Origin of the sequence: Paraburkholderia sp. BR10923, assembly GCF_040948765.1 — a bacterium.
GTDB lineage: Bacteria > Pseudomonadota > Gammaproteobacteria > Burkholderiales > Burkholderiaceae > Paraburkholderia > Paraburkholderia youngii.
In genome coordinates this window covers 635,460-649,543 of the sequence record NZ_JBFPKO010000001.1, presented here as the reverse complement: position 1 = coordinate 649,543, position 14,084 = coordinate 635,460, and the positions used below count along the sequence as shown (strand labels likewise).

General features: G+C 66.5%; 15 protein-coding genes. 4 read left to right on the top strand and 11 right to left on the bottom strand.

The window, feature by feature from the left end; all coding sequences use genetic code 11:
- Nucleotides 1-27: 27 nt before the first annotated feature.
- From AB3X94_RS02925 to AB3X94_RS02900, 6 genes are all read right to left on the bottom strand, one after another.
- Entirely contained in the window at nucleotides 28-1,071 is a 1,044-nt protein-coding gene (locus AB3X94_RS02925; protein WP_176108370.1) for a LacI family DNA-binding transcriptional regulator, read from the bottom strand.
- Nucleotides 1,072-1,186: 115 nt separating this feature from the next.
- Nucleotides 1,187-2,302: an ABC transporter permease gene (locus AB3X94_RS02920; protein WP_176108369.1), complete on the bottom strand. Its 1,116-nt coding sequence runs from the start codon at nucleotides 2,300-2,302 to the stop codon at nucleotides 1,187-1,189.
- Nucleotides 2,302-3,894: a sugar ABC transporter ATP-binding protein gene (locus tag AB3X94_RS02915; RefSeq protein WP_368610728.1), complete on the bottom strand. Its 1,593-nt coding sequence runs from the start codon at nucleotides 3,892-3,894 to the stop codon at nucleotides 2,302-2,304. Before AB3X94_RS02915 ends, AB3X94_RS02920 begins: the two co-directional genes overlap by 1 nt.
- Nucleotides 3,895-4,249: 355 nt before the next feature.
- Complete coding sequence (locus tag AB3X94_RS02910) at nucleotides 4,250-5,224, bottom strand: sugar ABC transporter substrate-binding protein (RefSeq protein WP_176108367.1); 975 nt, start codon at nucleotides 5,222-5,224, stop codon at nucleotides 4,250-4,252.
- Nucleotides 5,225-5,539: 315 nt separating this feature from the next.
- On the bottom strand, nucleotides 5,540-6,517 hold the full coding sequence (corA, locus tag AB3X94_RS02905; RefSeq protein ID WP_176108366.1) for a magnesium/cobalt transporter CorA: 978 nt from the start codon (nucleotides 6,515-6,517) through the stop codon (nucleotides 5,540-5,542).
- Between the two features lie 199 nt (nucleotides 6,518-6,716).
- A complete protein-coding gene (locus tag AB3X94_RS02900; protein ID WP_368610727.1) occupies nucleotides 6,717-7,187 on the bottom strand; it encodes a hypothetical protein in 471 nt (156 codons plus the stop codon).
- 238 nt (nucleotides 7,188-7,425) lie between these two features.
- On the opposite strand from AB3X94_RS02900, the gene cydX reads away from it, so the two are divergent.
- Nucleotides 7,426-7,572 carry a cytochrome bd-I oxidase subunit CydX gene (cydX, locus tag AB3X94_RS02895; protein ID WP_026228716.1) on the top strand — a complete coding sequence of 49 codons (147 nt, stop codon included), beginning with the start codon at nucleotides 7,426-7,428 and terminating at the stop codon, nucleotides 7,570-7,572.
- The gene (locus tag AB3X94_RS02890; protein ID WP_368610726.1) at nucleotides 7,569-8,150 is read left to right on the top strand and encodes an AAA family ATPase; all 582 of its coding nucleotides are present in this window, start codon (nucleotides 7,569-7,571) and stop codon (nucleotides 8,148-8,150) included. The genes cydX and AB3X94_RS02890 overlap by 4 nt, the downstream gene beginning before the upstream one ends.
- A gap of 110 nt (nucleotides 8,151-8,260) precedes the next feature.
- Here AB3X94_RS02890 and AB3X94_RS02885 read toward each other — a convergent pair whose 3' ends face one another.
- Both AB3X94_RS02885 and AB3X94_RS02880 read right to left on the bottom strand, forming a co-directional pair.
- A complete protein-coding gene (locus AB3X94_RS02885; RefSeq protein ID WP_176108363.1) occupies nucleotides 8,261-9,358 on the bottom strand; it encodes a saccharopine dehydrogenase family protein in 1,098 nt (365 codons plus the stop codon).
- A gap of 257 nt (nucleotides 9,359-9,615) precedes the next feature.
- Nucleotides 9,616-10,074, bottom strand: coding sequence for an Lrp/AsnC family transcriptional regulator (locus AB3X94_RS02880; protein ID WP_176108362.1), 459 nt, complete (start codon nucleotides 10,072-10,074; stop codon nucleotides 9,616-9,618).
- Between the two features lie 340 nt (nucleotides 10,075-10,414).
- Between AB3X94_RS02880 and AB3X94_RS02875 the strand changes: the two genes are divergently transcribed.
- Together AB3X94_RS02875 and AB3X94_RS02870 are read left to right on the top strand one after the other, a co-directional pair.
- Complete coding sequence (locus tag AB3X94_RS02875) at nucleotides 10,415-10,933, top strand: Spy/CpxP family protein refolding chaperone (protein WP_368610725.1); 519 nt, start codon at nucleotides 10,415-10,417, stop codon at nucleotides 10,931-10,933.
- A 112-nt stretch (nucleotides 10,934-11,045) separates the two neighbouring features.
- Nucleotides 11,046-11,483 (top strand): PGDYG domain-containing protein, encoded by a 438-nt coding sequence (locus tag AB3X94_RS02870; protein ID WP_176108360.1) that lies wholly within the window; start codon nucleotides 11,046-11,048, stop codon nucleotides 11,481-11,483.
- Nucleotides 11,484-11,523: 40 nt separating this feature from the next.
- Here the strand turns inward: AB3X94_RS02870 and AB3X94_RS02865 are convergent, their stop codons facing one another.
- From AB3X94_RS02865 to AB3X94_RS02855, 3 genes are all read right to left on the bottom strand, one after another.
- Nucleotides 11,524-11,889 carry a DUF3022 domain-containing protein gene (locus AB3X94_RS02865; protein ID WP_176108359.1) on the bottom strand — a complete coding sequence of 122 codons (366 nt, stop codon included), beginning with the start codon at nucleotides 11,887-11,889 and terminating at the stop codon, nucleotides 11,524-11,526.
- 99 nt (nucleotides 11,890-11,988) lie between these two features.
- Nucleotides 11,989-12,894, bottom strand: coding sequence for a YhfC family intramembrane metalloprotease (locus tag AB3X94_RS02860; RefSeq protein WP_176108358.1), 906 nt, complete (start codon nucleotides 12,892-12,894; stop codon nucleotides 11,989-11,991).
- An 84-nt stretch (nucleotides 12,895-12,978) separates the two neighbouring features.
- On the bottom strand, nucleotides 12,979-14,052 hold the full coding sequence (locus AB3X94_RS02855; RefSeq protein ID WP_176108357.1) for a LacI family DNA-binding transcriptional regulator: 1,074 nt from the start codon (nucleotides 14,050-14,052) through the stop codon (nucleotides 12,979-12,981).
- Between the last annotated feature and the right edge of the window lie 32 nt (nucleotides 14,053-14,084).

Below are 14,084 nucleotides of genomic sequence, written 5' to 3'. Positions count from 1 at the left end.
ACGTGTCGCGTTGCTATCGCGGGCGCGTCAGGCCGCCAGATTCCGCCGTGCGTCTCCCGCCCATGTCGCGGTGGACTCGCGCACGATCAGCCGCGGCGACACCACCCGCCGGCGCGCCGGGCTGCGCGCGGTGCTGTTCGACGCCGCCTCGGCGATCCGGTCGATCAGCGTCTGCGCGGCCGTGTCGCCAAGCGCGCGCACCGACTGCCCGACCGTCGACAGCGACGGGAAGGTGAAGCGGCCCAGCTCGATATCGTCGAAACCGATGATCGAGCAATCGCGCGGCACGCTGATATTGCGCTCCGCCGCCGCGCGCAACGCGCCGATGCCCATCATGTCGTTGACCGCGAAAATCGCCGACGGCCTGACCGTGTCGAACAGCTGCGCGGCCGCGCGGTGGCCGCCCGTCCCCGAAAAATCGCTTTCGACGATCGCATCGGTCGGAATCTCGATGCCGCGCTCGGCCATCGCGCGAATGAAGCCGTGCACGCGCATCGCGCCGACCGCGGTCTCCACCGGCCCCGTGATGCAGCCGATCCGCACATGCCCGAGCTCGAGCAGATGACGGGTGGCGAGGTAAGCGCCCTTCTCGTGATCGATCTGCACGAGGTCCGCGTTGACCCCCTCGATGTTGCGGTCCACCACGACGAGCGGCTCGCGCGAGTCGGCGAGCGTCTGCGCGAGCACGGCGTCGTCACCGGCCGACGCGACGATCAGCCCGTCGATGCGCTTTTCCTGCAACACGCGCAGATAGTTGCGCTGCTTCGCGGGGTCATCGTCGGAGTTGCAGAAGAACACGCAGTAGCCGTTGCGTGCGCAGCCGTCCTCGATGCCGCGCGCGAGCTCCGCGAAATACGGGTTGGTGCTGTTCGGCACCACCAGTCCGATCGTCGCGGTCGCGCGCGCCTTCAGCGAGCGCGCCACCGCCGACGGCACATAGTGCAGTTGACGAATCGCGTGCTCGACTTTCGCGCGCACATCGGCCGACACCGGCCGCGAGTTGTTCACGACGTGCGATACCGTCGTGAACGACACGCCCGCCACGGCCGCTACATCCTTGATCGTCGCCATAACCTGTTGCTCTCCTACTGCCTGTTGTTCCCGCCGCATGCGCCGCCTGGCGACCCGCGGACGTCTTCATCGAAGACACACCACACTGATTCATCGCTGCGCCGCGGCGCACACCTCAGCCGCGTTTGCGGTGACTGCGGTAGGTATCGAGCACCACCGCCACCACGATCACCGCGCCGGTGATCATGCGCTTGGTCGGCTCGTTCGCGCCGATCTGCGCGAGGCCCGCCGCCAGCACCGAAATGATCAGCACGCCAAAGAACGTGCTGATCACCGAACCACGCCCGCCCATCAGACTCGTGCCGCCGATCACGACCGCCGCGATCACCTGCAGCTCGAGGCCGACGCCCGCATTCGGATCGGCCGCCTCGAGCCGCGAGATCTGGAACAGCGCCGCGAGTCCCGACAGCGCGCCCATCAGCGCGAACACGATCACCTTGTACGGCCGCGGATTGACGCCCGCGAGCCGCACCGCTTCCTCGTTGGTGCCGATGCCGACCAGATAGCGCCCGAACACCGTGCGCGTCAGCACCAGCTGCGCGATCACCATCACCGCCACCGCGACCAGAAAGGCCGGCGAGATGCCGAGCGCGATCGGGTTCGACAGAAAATCGAACGCGTCGCCGATATACGCGGTGCGCGAATTGGTCATCTGATACGCCATGCCGCGCGCCGCCTCGAGCACCCCGAGCGACACGATGAACGACGGAATCCGCCAGCCCACCGTCACCGCGCCGGTCACGGTGCCGGTCAGCGCCGCGACCGCGACACCGAGCAGCGCCCCCGCGGCCGGCCCCCAGCCCCACTTCAGCGTCACCACGCTGACCACCGACGCCCCGAGCGCGAGCACCGAGCCGACCGACAGATCGATCCCCGCGATGATCAGCACGAAGGTCATGCCGACCGACATCACGACGAGATCCGGAATCTGGTTCGCGATCGTGCTGAACGTGTCGTAGGTCAGAAAGTGCGAACTCAGCAGCGAGAACAGCACGATCATCGCGAGCAGCGCGCCGGCGAGGCCCAGGTAGTTCGAAAAGCCGAGCCGCGTGCCGGCCGGCTTGCCGCTCGCGAGCGGCGCCGACGGATCGGCCGGCGGCGTCACGACGGGCGCGTCCGGCGCGCCGGCTGGCTTTTCGCCCGGCTTGCCGCCCTGCTGGTCACCCTGCTTGTCGCCCCGTTTGTCACCCTGCTTGACACCCGCCGCCTCGCGCCACGGTTGATCGGTCATCACAGACTCCCTGCTTCGTTGACGCCGTGCGTGTGCAGCAGCGCCTCGCGGCCGCGGTAGCCGGCGAACGCGGCCGCGAGCAGCGCATCCTGGCTCCAGCTCGCGCGCTCGAACACTCCGGTCATGCTGCCCGCCGACATCACGCCGATCCGGTCGCAGATCAGCATCAGCTCGCGCAGATCGCTCGACACCACGACCAGCGCGCGGCCGTCGCGAGCGAGCGCGCCCATCAGGCCGTAGATATCGAACTTCGCGCCGACGTCGATGCCGCGCGTCGGTTCGTCGAACAACAGCACGCGGCAGTCGCGCGCGAGCCAGCGGCCGATCACGACCTTCTGCTGATTGCCGCCCGACAGCTCGCCGACGATCTGCGCGGGCCCCGAGCTGCGAATCCGCATCGCGGCGGTCTGCCTGTTCGCCAGCGCGTTCTCGCGCTTCGCGTCGACCACGCCATGCCGCGCGACGCTGCCGAGATTGCCGAGCGACAGGTTGGCCGCGATCGGCTGCGGCAGCAGCAGGCCTTCGCCTTTGCGGTCCTCGGTGATCAGCGCGATGCCCGCGCGCACCGCGTCCGCCGGCGAGTCGATCTGCACCGGCGTGGGCGGCGCGCCTGGCGTCGCGGCGAGCGACACGCTGCCGCCGTCCTTGCGGTCGGCGCCGTAGATGAGCCGCATCAGCTCGGTGCGGCCCGCGCCGATCAGCCCGCTGACGCCGAAAATCTCGCCCGCGCGCACCTCGAACGACACGTCGCGCACGACCTTGCCGCGCGCGAGCCGCTCCACTTTCAACAGCGGCGCGCCGATGTTGCGCGCGCCGAGATCGATATGCTCGCCGAGCTCGCGGCCGACCATCCACGTGACGATCTGCTCGCTCGTCAGGTTCGCCATCGCGTCGACATGCACGAGGCGGCCGTCGCGCAGCACCGCGACCCGTTCGGCCACCCGCGCCAGCTCTTCGAGCCGATGCGAGATATAGACGAGCCCGACGCCGCGCGCCTTCAACCGCCCGATCTGCTCGAACAGCAGATCGACCTCGCGCGCGGTCAGCATCGCGGTCGGCTCGTCGAGTATCAGCACGCGGCAGTCGCCGATCAGGTTGCGGGCGATCTCGACCATCTGCTGATGACCGATACCGAGCTCGCCGACCAGCGTGTCGGGATCGATCGCGTCGAGCCCGACCTGCGCCATCGCCTCGCGCGCGTTCTCCCGCAGCTTGCCGCGATCGATCCAGCCGAAGCTGAACGCGCCCGCGCGCGGCAGCCGGTTCAGGAACAGGTTCTCGGCGACCGACAAGGTCGGCAGCAGATTCAACTCCTGCATCACCATGCGCACGCCGAGCGCCTCGGCCTCGGTGCGGCTCGCGGGCGCGTACCGCGCGCCGGCGAGCTGCATCGTGCCCGCGCTCGGCTCGACCAGCCCGCCGACGATCTTCGACAGCGTGCTCTTGCCCGCGCCGTTCTCGCCGGTCAATGCCAATACCTCGCCTGCCCGCAGCGACAACGATACGTCGGCGAGCACCGGTTCGGCATAGGTCTTGCCGATGCCGCTGACGGTCAGCACGACAGGCAAGGCGTCGTGGTCGGTCGAATCCATCGCGCTCCTGATTGCATGGCGCCTCTGGCGCCTTCGTGACACCCTGGCGGTGGTCCGCTGCGCTTGCCGCACAGCACATCGCTCCTGGCTGCCACGAGTCATGTCGGCCCACTGCGCGGAATGCGCAGGCGCTCACGGCCGCGCTTCTCTCATCGCGCGAGCCGCCGTCATGACGCTTATCTCTGGAATTAACGGCGGCCGGGCGGAATTCTTGAGCGTTCGTTGAATAAAAGCGGACGGCGGGTTGCCGCATTGCCGCTGAAGCGTGCGGTCCGCGCTTCGCGGCGGCATTGGCGGTTTCCCGCGAGCCTGTCCGGCCGCGCCCGGCTCGCGCTCGACGCCGGGCGCGCCGCGCTTACTTCAGCGTGTCTTTCGTCACCAGCACGACCGGCGTTTCGACGACGCCCGACAACTCCGACTGCTTCCTGTTTTCGCTCAACGCCTTCAGCGCGGTATCGATGCCGAACACGGCCTGCTTCGCCGCGAACTGGTCGGCGGTGGCGAGCACGCGGCCGTCCTTCAGCATTGGATGGATCGCGTTGATGTTGTCGTAGCCGACCACCTGCACCTTGCCCTGCTTGCCGGCCGCGCGCACGGCCGACACCGCGCCGATCGCCATGTTGTCGTTGCCGGCGAGCAGCGCCTTCAGGTTCGGATATTCATTCAGCATCGCCGATGCGACCGCATTGCCCTTGTCGATTTCCCACTCGCCCGACTGCACCGACACGATCTTCGCGCCGACCGCCTGCATCGCGTCCTTGAAGCCCGCGGTACGCTGCTGCGCGTTGGTGGTGGTCGATACGCCTTCGAGGATGCCGACCTCGTCGCCGGCCTTCAGCCGCTTCGCGAGGTAGTCGCCGACGAGCCGCGCGCCCTTGCGGTTGTCGGGGCCGACGAACGGCACGTTCAGGTCTTTCGACTTCAGCACGTCCTGATCGAGCCGGTTGTCGATGTTGACGACGATGATGCCCGCGTCGACCGCCTTCTTGACGACCGGTACGAGCGCCTTCGAATCGGCCGGCGCGAGCACGATCGCGTCGACCTTCGACACGATCATCTGCTCGACTATGCGGATCTGGTTGGCGGTGTCGGTTTCGTCCTTGATGCCGTTGGTGATCAGGTCGAACTTGGCCGGGTTCTGCTTCTGATAGTCCTTCGCGCCGGTCTCCATGGTCAGAAAGAACTCGTTGGCGAGCGACTTCATCACCAGCGCGACCTTGGGTTTATGAGCCGGGGCGTTCTGCGCGTGGGCGACGGAAAATGGCAGGACGGCGGAGGCGGTGGCGAGAACTGCGGCGGCAAGAATGCGACGACGGGTTCGATGGCTCATGCGTATCTCCAAGGTTGTCAGGCTCGCGGACGAGCCGTATTTTTTGTGATGCGCAAACGTTTGCGAGGCCTATTCTCAGCGCAAGCTTTTCGGAATGTCAACGATTCGCAGTGTTGCAACGCACGGGCGCGCAGCATGTGCGGCGCCGCGATGCGCTCGATCGATTCGGGCAGCGTGTGGCAAGGTCCCCTCGCTCAGTCCGTGCAGTCGAGAACGCCGATGCATCGCGTGCGGCGCGACACACCGGCCGCTTATGCTGGCCTGGTATTGCGCGCGCTGCAAGCGAAACCGCGAGGATCTCGAAAGGCGGGCCGGCTACAGCCAGCCGGCTTTGCGAAAGCGCCGGTACAGCACGAAGTCGATCGCCAGCATCACGATCAGCACGACCGGATAGCCGAACTTGAAATGCAGCTCGGGAATGCGCTCGAAGTTCATCCCGTAGATACCGGCGATCATCGTCGGCACCGCGAACAGCGCCGCGAACGAGCCGAGCCGCTTGGTGATTTCGCTCTCCGCGAGCGAGATCATGCCGAGGTTCACCTGCACCGCCGTGACGACGATTTCGCGGCGCCCTTCGATGGTTCTGACGATCCGGTCGAGGTGGTCGTAGACATCGCGGAAGTACGCCTGCATGCCGGAGCAGATGCTCGGAATGCGCCCGCCGGTCAGTTTGCCCACCGCTTCGCGCAGCGGCAGGATGTGGTGTTGCAGGGTCACGAGCCGGCGCTTCATCGTGTACAGGTCCTGCACGATCGCGCGCGAGGCGGCCGAATCGTTCTTCTCGAAGATGCGGTCCTCGAGCGCTTCGAGCTCGGTGCTCATCGCCTCGACGATCGGGAAATAACGGTCGACCACGTCGTCGATCAGCGCATACAGCACGAACGCCGAGCCTTCCTTCAACAGATGCGGCTCGTGCTCGCAGCGCGTTCGCACGCTCTGAAAACCGGCGCGCGTGCCGCGCCGCACCGACAGCACATAGTTGTTGCCGACGAATACGGCGACTTCGCCGATCACGAACTCGCCGTTCTCGTCCATCTCGACCGTGTGCATCACGGTGAACAGCGAATCGCCGTACTCCTCGATCTTCGGGCGCTGATGGCCGTGTTGCGCATCTTCGATCGCGAGTTCGTGCAGATTGAACTCCTCTTTCATGACCGCGAGTTCTTCGGGGCTCGGGTCTTTCAATGCGACCCAGACGAAGCACTCGGGCCGCGCGACGTAGTCGCTGATGGCGTCGATATCGATGTCGGCGAGCTTACGGCCGTCCTGATAGGCGGCGCAATTGATCAGCATGTTCGGATTACCCTGGAAACGAAAACAGACCGGGCCGCCCTCTCGCGTAAGCGTTGCGTAAGACGGGCGACCGGTCTCGTGTGAACGGACAAGCACGCTTTCAGCAGGCTTGGATCAGCCGCCATGTTAAGGCGCGCTGCGTAAGGCGCGCGTTTCGAATTGTTAATGCCGGGCCGCATTGCTACTGCGGCTAACGCGGCTACTGCGCGACCCGCTGCAGGCCGATGCGGTGATCGTCGTTGAACGTGACCGACGCGCGGTTCGTGTAGCGCGGGTCGGCCGTCACGATGAAGTTCAGCTCGACGACCGGATCGAACTGCGTCGATACGCCGATCCGATGCGTGCCGGGCGGCAGATAGAACACCACGTGCTCGCCGTTCATCAGGTCGGTCACGCGCTCGCCGTCGATATAGACGAGCGCACCGCGGAACCGCACGATCACGTCGCGCGAACGCTCGCGCCGCACGTCCACCGCGACGAGGCCGGGGCCCGGCTGCGTATAGCCCTGTCTGACGATGCGCTCGGCCGGCACCGATTTGAACGGCACCGGCTCGGCCGGCGTCGACGCGCAGCCGGCTAGCGTGAGCACGCCGAGCACGCTGAGCGCGACGCATGCGGCCAACGCGGCGCGGCGTGCGGCCCGGCCGCGGCGAGACAGGCGCATCGGCATGCTGGTTCTCCCGTGTGCTCTCGATGTTGGGCCGAGTTTGCGACTACGCGGTGCGGGTCTTACGCATGACTGTCCCGCATCATAGCAACGCGCGCGGGACTCGGGCGCCGCGCCCTCTTGCATGGCGCGGCGTTCTTCTTCATGATCGTTGAAGGCGGCCGCGCTCACGGCTGGCCGTCGTGGGTAACTGGCAAGCCTGTCGATTAGCGTCGCCGGACGCACGCTCAAGGAGACTGCGATGTGGTATTTCACCTGGATTCTCGGCGTGGGTGTGGCGCTCGGCTTCGGCATCATCAACGTGATGTGGCTCGAGACCAACGGCAAGTTCGCGCGCGACCCGCGCCCCGATGCGGCCGCCGCGCCGCGTGAGGACAAGCCTGCGTGACTTCTCTGGTGTTCTTTTGCGGTCATGCGGGCACGGGCAAGACGACGCTGGCGAAAAAACTGTTCGGCCCGCTGATGAAAGCGAGCGGCACCTCCTTCTGCCTGCTCGACAAGGACACACTGTACGGCGGCTATAGCGCGGCCGCGATGGCAATGGTGACCGGCGATCCGAACGATCGCGACAGCCCTCTTTTCCTGCAGCATCTGCGCGACCCCGAATATCGCGGCCTCATCGATACCGCGCGCGACAATCTCGAACTCGGCATCAGCGCATTGGTCGTCGGCCCGCTGTCGCGCGAGGTGCGCGAGCGGCGACTGTTCGATCATGCGTGGCTCGGCGTCGCGCCGGACGTGAGATTGCGTGTCGTGTGGGTGCGGACCTCGGAGGACGTGGCGCGGCAGCGGATCGTCGCGCGCGCGAATCCCAACGATGCGTACAAGCTCGCGCACTGGGACGATTACCGGCGGCGGCGCTTCGAGCCGAGCGGCGCGAGCCGCGAGGGTCTGCTGATGTTCGACAATACCGCGCCCAGTTCGGCGGACTATCAAGCGCTCGTTGCGCAAATCGTGGCTGGATGACGGCCACGCGAGTGCGGTGCAGCGCAGCCCCGCTGATCGGCTGAAAAACGAAAAATCCCCGTACGTCAGTGACGTACGGGGATTTTCATTTGGCGCGAGCGATTCGAGCCTCAAACCGTCGCCATCGCCTCCAGTGACTGCCCTTCGTACAGCTTGCCGAAGCGGTTCGCGAGGAAATCGCCAAGCGACACCTGCTCCTGCCGCACGAAGCCCTTTTGCGGCAGCTTGCGCTCGCGGAACAGATCGAGCACCGCGCACATCGCGCCGGCGGTGGTGATCTGGATCGCGCTCATCGGCACGCCGCAGACGGTCTTCGCGAAGATCTTGCGCGTGAAGACCTCCTGCACGAGCTGACCGTCGCGCATGCCGCTCACGGTGATGAACACCAGCACGACGTCCTGCGCGGTCGATGGCACCGAGCGGCGCATGATGGTCTTCAAGGTATCGCGGTCGCTCGACAGACGCAGGTCTTCCAGCAGGAACTGCATCAGGTTGCGATGCCCCGGATAGCGCACCGACTTGTAGTCGAGCGATTCGACGCGGCCCGCCAGCGTCTCGCACAGCGTGCCCAACCCGCCCGACGTGTTGAACGCTTCGTACTCGGTGCCGTCGAGCGAGAAATGCTCGAGACCTTCGAGCGGCTGCACCCACTGCGTGCGGCCGTCGCGGATCGCCTCGCACGGCTGGCAGTACTCGTTGATCAGGCCGTCGACGCTCCACGTCAGGTTGTACTTCAGCGCATTGGTCGGAAACTCGGGCAGCGCGCCGACGCGCATCTTCACGTCGCGGATTTCCGTGAAGCGATTCGCGAGCTCGTGCGCGGCAATGCCGATGAAGCCCGGCGCGAGACCGCACTGCGGCATGAACGCGTGATCGGCATCGTCGGCGATCGCGCGGATCGCGTGCGTCGCGCGCACGTCCTCGGTCAGGTCGAAGTAATGGACACCCGCGCCCTTCGCGGCCGATGCGACGTTCACCGCGAGGTAGTACGGCAGCGCGTTGATCAGCACGTCGAAGCCCTGGATCGCGGCGCGCAGCACGGCGGCGTCGGCGGAATCGATGCGGCGGGTCGGAATGCCCTGGGCGGCGAGCTTGTCGAGTGCGTGCTGATCGCGGTCGAACGCGACGACTTCGTAGTCGCCCGTCTCGCGCAGCATATGAGCAATGGTGTGACCGATCAGACCTGCGCCAACGATAGCTACTTTCATCTGCTTCTCCTTGTTATCCATGTGCTGTCTCTGAGCTTGGGAAGTGCGCCGCGTATTGCGCGCGGCGCCTGCGGGCCGAACCCTTGAATGACAGTGTAGGAAGAAGCAAAAACAGTTCATACGCGCAAAATGCTGCGGTATGACCACCAGATTCGACATTCCGACGAACTTCTCAAACGATTCGTCGAAAACGCGTAGAAAACGCGTAAACGACGGACCGTCGAAGCATTCGCGAAGAGGTTATGCCGCGCGCCGGCTCACACCGTGCCGCGGTCGATCTTGCGCGCGAGAATGATCGACGTCGTGGTCCGCTCGACACCTTCGAGCCCGCCGATCTGATCGAGCAGATCGTTGAGCCGCTCAGGCGAATCGGCACGCAGCCATGCCACGTAGTCGTACTCGCCGCTGACCGCGCACAGCAGTTGCACCTCGGGCATCTTGCCGAGGCGCTTCTGCACGGCCGGCCCGTGCTTCGGCGCGATGATGATGCCGACATAAGCGACGATGCTCGAATCGAGCACGTCCTGGCCCAGCCGTACGCTGTAGCCGGCGATCACGTTGCTGCGTTCGAGCCGCGCAATGCGCGCGATCACGGTCGTGCGCGCGACGCCGAGTTGTCGCGCGAGATTCGCGACGCTCTCGCGCGCGTTGGCTTGCAGCAGTGCAACGAGATTACGGTCGAGGTCGTCGAGCTGGTCGAGGCGCGGAGGTCTCATCGAAGGGACGGGAAGTTGGTATGGAATGTCGCGGATTATCGCGCGTCTGCGCGGGCAGCGGCGCTGTGTGACGGTGTGCGCTCACCGCTGCCCGGCACACTGTGGGGCGTCCTCGGCGCGGCAGATCGGCGCACTTGCCGCTCAGGCGCGAGCCGTTTCCCGTTCGTTTCGGTTGTAAGCGTTTGTCGCACAGCAGCCGTATTGCAGGGATATCGTGTTACTAATAGCGGCGACGGGCGAATGCGGCAGCTGGTTGCGGCGCGCCGCTATTCGTCGCTGGCGCGAGGCGATACGCACGCCGCGCGCCGAGTCTCAATACGAACAGACATCAGGAGTTTCGATGAAAAAAGCACTCGTTATGCTGGCTACGGCCGTTTCGATGGGCGGCGCGTTCGCTCAAACCGCCGCGCCGGCCTCGGCCTCGGCACCGGACACCACGGCAACGGCTTCCGCGGCCAAGGCCGGCCATGAACGCAACGTCGAAGACCGCATCGCTTATTTGCATTCGCAACTGAAGATCACGCCCGCGCAGGAAACGCAATGGAAGGCGTTCGCCGACGTGATGCGCAGCAATGGCGAAACGATGGGCCAGCTGTTCGAGCAGCGCAAAGCCGCCACCAACGTGAGCGCGCTCGACGACATGAAACAGTACGCAACGATTGCGCAGGCGCATGCGGACGGCATGAAGAAGCTCGTCGATGCGTTCGAGCCGCTGTATGGCAGCCTGTCGCCGGAGCAGAAGAAGCTCGCCGATGCGACGTTCCACCATGGCGGCCCCGAGGGTCATCAGCGCGCCCACCATGGCAAGGGTAGCAAGCCCGCGGCCGAAGCCGCGAGCGACGCGGCCGTCAAGCCGTAATGAAAGAGCGCCCGCGGCGGGGGGTTGCCCCGTAGCGGGCATCTGGCATGATTCGGGTTCGCAAAGCGGCGAGTCTCGCCGCAACGCCCCCCCCTAATCTCCCACCCGCTTCATGACCGAACTCAGGAATCTCGATCTGCGTGACGATCCGCACGCCCAACGCGTCGTCAAGGACGAAACGGTAAGCGTCGAATTCGCCGCCTCCGAAGGCCAATTGATGAGCCTCGAAGGCCCGAACCGCTATGTGCGCGGCGATGCGCTGATCACCGGCTCGACCGGCGACCGCTGGGTCGTGTCGCGCGAGCGCTTCGACGCGAAGTACCTGCCCGCCGATCCAGCGCTCGCGCACGGCGAAGCCGGCGCCTATCGCAACATCCCGGCAGTCGTGCTTGCCCGCCGGATGGACGAGCCCTTCTCGCTCGCGCGCTCGGCCAGCGGCGGCGACGTGCTGCACGGCGCGGCCGGCGACTGGGTCATGCAGTACGCGCCCGGCGACTATGGCGTCGTGCAGGCCGCGCGTTTCGCGAAGGTCTATCGTCTCGCGGATTGAAGCAGATTCACCCGCGCTTCATCTGCGCATCACCCGCGCTTCATGCGAACTCGTCGCCGAGCTCGACCGTGACTTCGCGCGGCACCGCCTCGCCGTTCGCGTACATCTCTTCGAGCGAGCCCAGGCTCGCTTCGACGTACGCGCGCAAAACCGCGAAGCTGCGGCCGCGCAGCCGCGCCGGCATCGCGCGATAACGCGCGAGCGCCGCCGGCGCGATCGCGACCGTCATCTCGATCCGCCTCGCGGTCGACCCGAAGCGCATCGCTACCCAGTGAATCGTCAGTGTGGGCGCGCCATTGTCGGCGGCACGCTCGATGAACTGCGTCTGCTCGGGAAACAGATCGCTGATGACGCGCGCGAGCTCGCCGAACTCCGGATGCGCGCAGTCGTATTGGTAAGCTTCCATGAAGGCTGCCGGGAAAAGAGGATCCTGAAAAAACGTAGGCGCATTTTAGAGAAACGCTGAAGGGATGGCGAGGCGCCTGCGATCCAGAGGTTCATCCGCTCACGCCGCCGCTGGCCGCCGGTAACTGCGGATCAACAGTCCCGCGACGAACACCGCCGCCACCGCATAGATCGTATCGACCGCCGCGAGCGGCAGCAGCCGCGCCTGCGTCATCGCCGCGGGCGCGTCGATCAGCGCGTGCACCACGATCGCGAGCGGCAGGATGGCGCGCGAGCCGGCCCGCACGCCCCGCCACATCAGCACCGACAGGCCGATCTGGAACACCAGCGCGGCAACGCGTTCGAGCGCGAAAATGCCGGCCAGTTGCGGTGTCAGGCTTGCGAGAATCAGATGCACGCGCATCACTGCTTCGGCCGGCAGATTGCCGAGGTAATCGCCGAGCTGGCCGCGGTTTTCGAGGACCGCGAACACGAGCCACTGGAACTGCACGAGCACGCCGACCATCCACGCTTCCGCGCCGCCGTGGCCGAGGCCGTAGCTCAGCGCGGCGCCATCGTCGGCGCGCAAGGCGGCGGTGCGGGTGTCGGCGTCGGCGGTCGGGCTGGCGGCGGCGTTGGCGCCCGCGCTTGCAGCGACGCCGGTGGGCGCTTCCACGCTCGACTTTTTGCGCACGGCCGGCCGCGTCGCCGCCCGCTTCATCAGCAGCCGCATGCCGAAGAACCGCCCCACTTCCTCGCAAACGCCCGCGACCAGCGCTCCATAGACGACGAACGCGAGCGGTTGCGAAAGGAACGCCGCCGTCGCCGCGTTACCGCGCAGCAGATAGTCGTTCAGCGCCCGCTCGATCACCATCGCGAACAGCGCGAACACCGCGACGCCGGCGATCGCGTCGCGCGGCCTGAGTGCGAGCGGACGGCGCAACTGCCGGTAAAGCAGAAAAGGTAAAGCGGCGATGACGAGGGTGGCGAGCGCGAGGCTCGCGAGGGTAAGCGGTGGCACGACCATGAGTATCCTTGCGGGGTTCCTTGCAATCCCCGGCGCGCAACCGCTGCGCGCCGCAGCCCCGAATGATCGCAGATTGACCGGAAATCAGCGCGCGGTCGACGCACGCACGATCAGCTCGCCGGGCAGCAGGCAGTCGCGCGCACCCGTCTGCGCGCCTTCGATGCGCTCGTGCAGGAATTCGACCGCGCGATAACCGATGTCATAGGTCGGCTGACGGATCGTCGTGATGCCGGCGAGCTCGGCCCAATCCGGATCGTCGATGGAAAGCAGCGCGACGCGGCTCTGCCAGTGCGCGCCGTAACGCGCGTTCAGGTGCAGCGCGAGGCGCAACGCGACCGGCGCGTTGGCCGCGAACAGCGCGACGCGCGGGGCGGCGCCGGCCCCGCCTGGCGAGTCGATCGCACGATCCAGCTCCGCAAGGCCGCGTTCGACAGCAGTCTCATCGGCGAGATCGAGCACCAGCGTATGACCGCGCGCGCGGCCTTCATCGCGCATTGCGCGATCGAACGCGTCGACGCGCTGCCGCCGCGAGCTGACCCGCTCGAACGGCTGCACGACGAACCAGATATGCTCGAAGCCCCGTTCGAGCAGATGCCGCGTGCCAAGCTCGGCGGCCGCGCCATTGTCGAGACCGACCATGTCGGCGACGAGCCCCTCCACGCGACGATCGACCAGCACGGCCGGAATCCCGCCATCGCCGACCGGCCGCAACGTCTCCTCACGCACGCCGAGCGCGTTGACGATCACGCCTTCCACGCGATACGTGGTCAGCAGTTGCAGGTAACGGCGCTCCATCTCGACTTCGTTCGCCGCGTGGCAGATCAGCGGCATCAAACCGAGCGCGTGGCACGCGGCCTCGACGCCTTGCAGCACTTCGACGGAGTATGGATTGGTCAGGTCGGCGACCAGCATGCCGATCAGCCGGTTGCGGCCGCGCTTCAGACCGCGCGCCATCTGGTTCGGCTGATAGTCGAGCCGCGCGATCGCGGCTTCGATGCGCACGCGCAGCTCGGGCGACAGCGCGCTGAACTCGCCGTTCAGATAGCGCGAGATGCTGGTCTTGCCGGTGCCGGCTTCGCGCGCGACATCGGTAATCGTCGCGCGGCGCGTCGGCGCGGACGGCGGATTGGGCGGCGTGGCGGGCGGGGTCGTGCTCATTCGCTGATCGCTCGTGTCGGTCCGAGGGCGGC

What these genes read in the sequence shown, in the direction of transcription:
- AB3X94_RS02925 (WP_176108370.1), bottom strand. Translation starts at nt 1,071, where the DNA reads ATGGCGACGATCAAGGATGTAGCGGCCGTGGCGGGCGTGTCGTTCACG.
- AB3X94_RS02920 (WP_176108369.1), bottom strand. Translation starts at nt 2,302, where the DNA reads ATGACCGATCAACCGTGGCGCGAGGCGGCGGGTGTCAAGCAGGGTGAC.
- AB3X94_RS02915 (WP_368610728.1), bottom strand. Translation starts at nt 3,894, where the DNA reads ATGGATTCGACCGACCACGACGCCTTGCCTGTCGTGCTGACCGTCAGC.
- AB3X94_RS02910 (WP_176108367.1), bottom strand. Translation starts at nt 5,224, where the DNA reads ATGAGCCATCGAACCCGTCGTCGCATTCTTGCCGCCGCAGTTCTCGCC.
- corA (WP_176108366.1), bottom strand. Translation starts at nt 6,517, where the DNA reads ATGCTGATCAATTGCGCCGCCTATCAGGACGGCCGTAAGCTCGCCGAC.
- AB3X94_RS02900 (WP_368610727.1), bottom strand. Translation starts at nt 7,187, where the DNA reads ATGCCGATGCGCCTGTCTCGCCGCGGCCGGGCCGCACGCCGCGCCGCG.
- cydX (WP_026228716.1), top strand. Translation starts at nt 7,426, where the DNA reads ATGTGGTATTTCACCTGGATTCTCGGCGTGGGTGTGGCGCTCGGCTTC.
- AB3X94_RS02885 (WP_176108363.1), bottom strand. Translation starts at nt 9,358, where the DNA reads ATGAAAGTAGCTATCGTTGGCGCAGGTCTGATCGGTCACACCATTGCT.
- AB3X94_RS02880 (WP_176108362.1), bottom strand. Translation starts at nt 10,074, where the DNA reads ATGAGACCTCCGCGCCTCGACCAGCTCGACGACCTCGACCGTAATCTC.
- AB3X94_RS02875 (WP_368610725.1), top strand. Translation starts at nt 10,415, where the DNA reads ATGAAAAAAGCACTCGTTATGCTGGCTACGGCCGTTTCGATGGGCGGC.
- AB3X94_RS02870 (WP_176108360.1), top strand. Translation starts at nt 11,046, where the DNA reads ATGACCGAACTCAGGAATCTCGATCTGCGTGACGATCCGCACGCCCAA.
- AB3X94_RS02865 (WP_176108359.1), bottom strand. Translation starts at nt 11,889, where the DNA reads ATGGAAGCTTACCAATACGACTGCGCGCATCCGGAGTTCGGCGAGCTC.
- AB3X94_RS02860 (WP_176108358.1), bottom strand. Translation starts at nt 12,894, where the DNA reads ATGGTCGTGCCACCGCTTACCCTCGCGAGCCTCGCGCTCGCCACCCTC.
- AB3X94_RS02855 (WP_176108357.1), bottom strand. Translation starts at nt 14,052, where the DNA reads ATGAGCACGACCCCGCCCGCCACGCCGCCCAATCCGCCGTCCGCGCCG.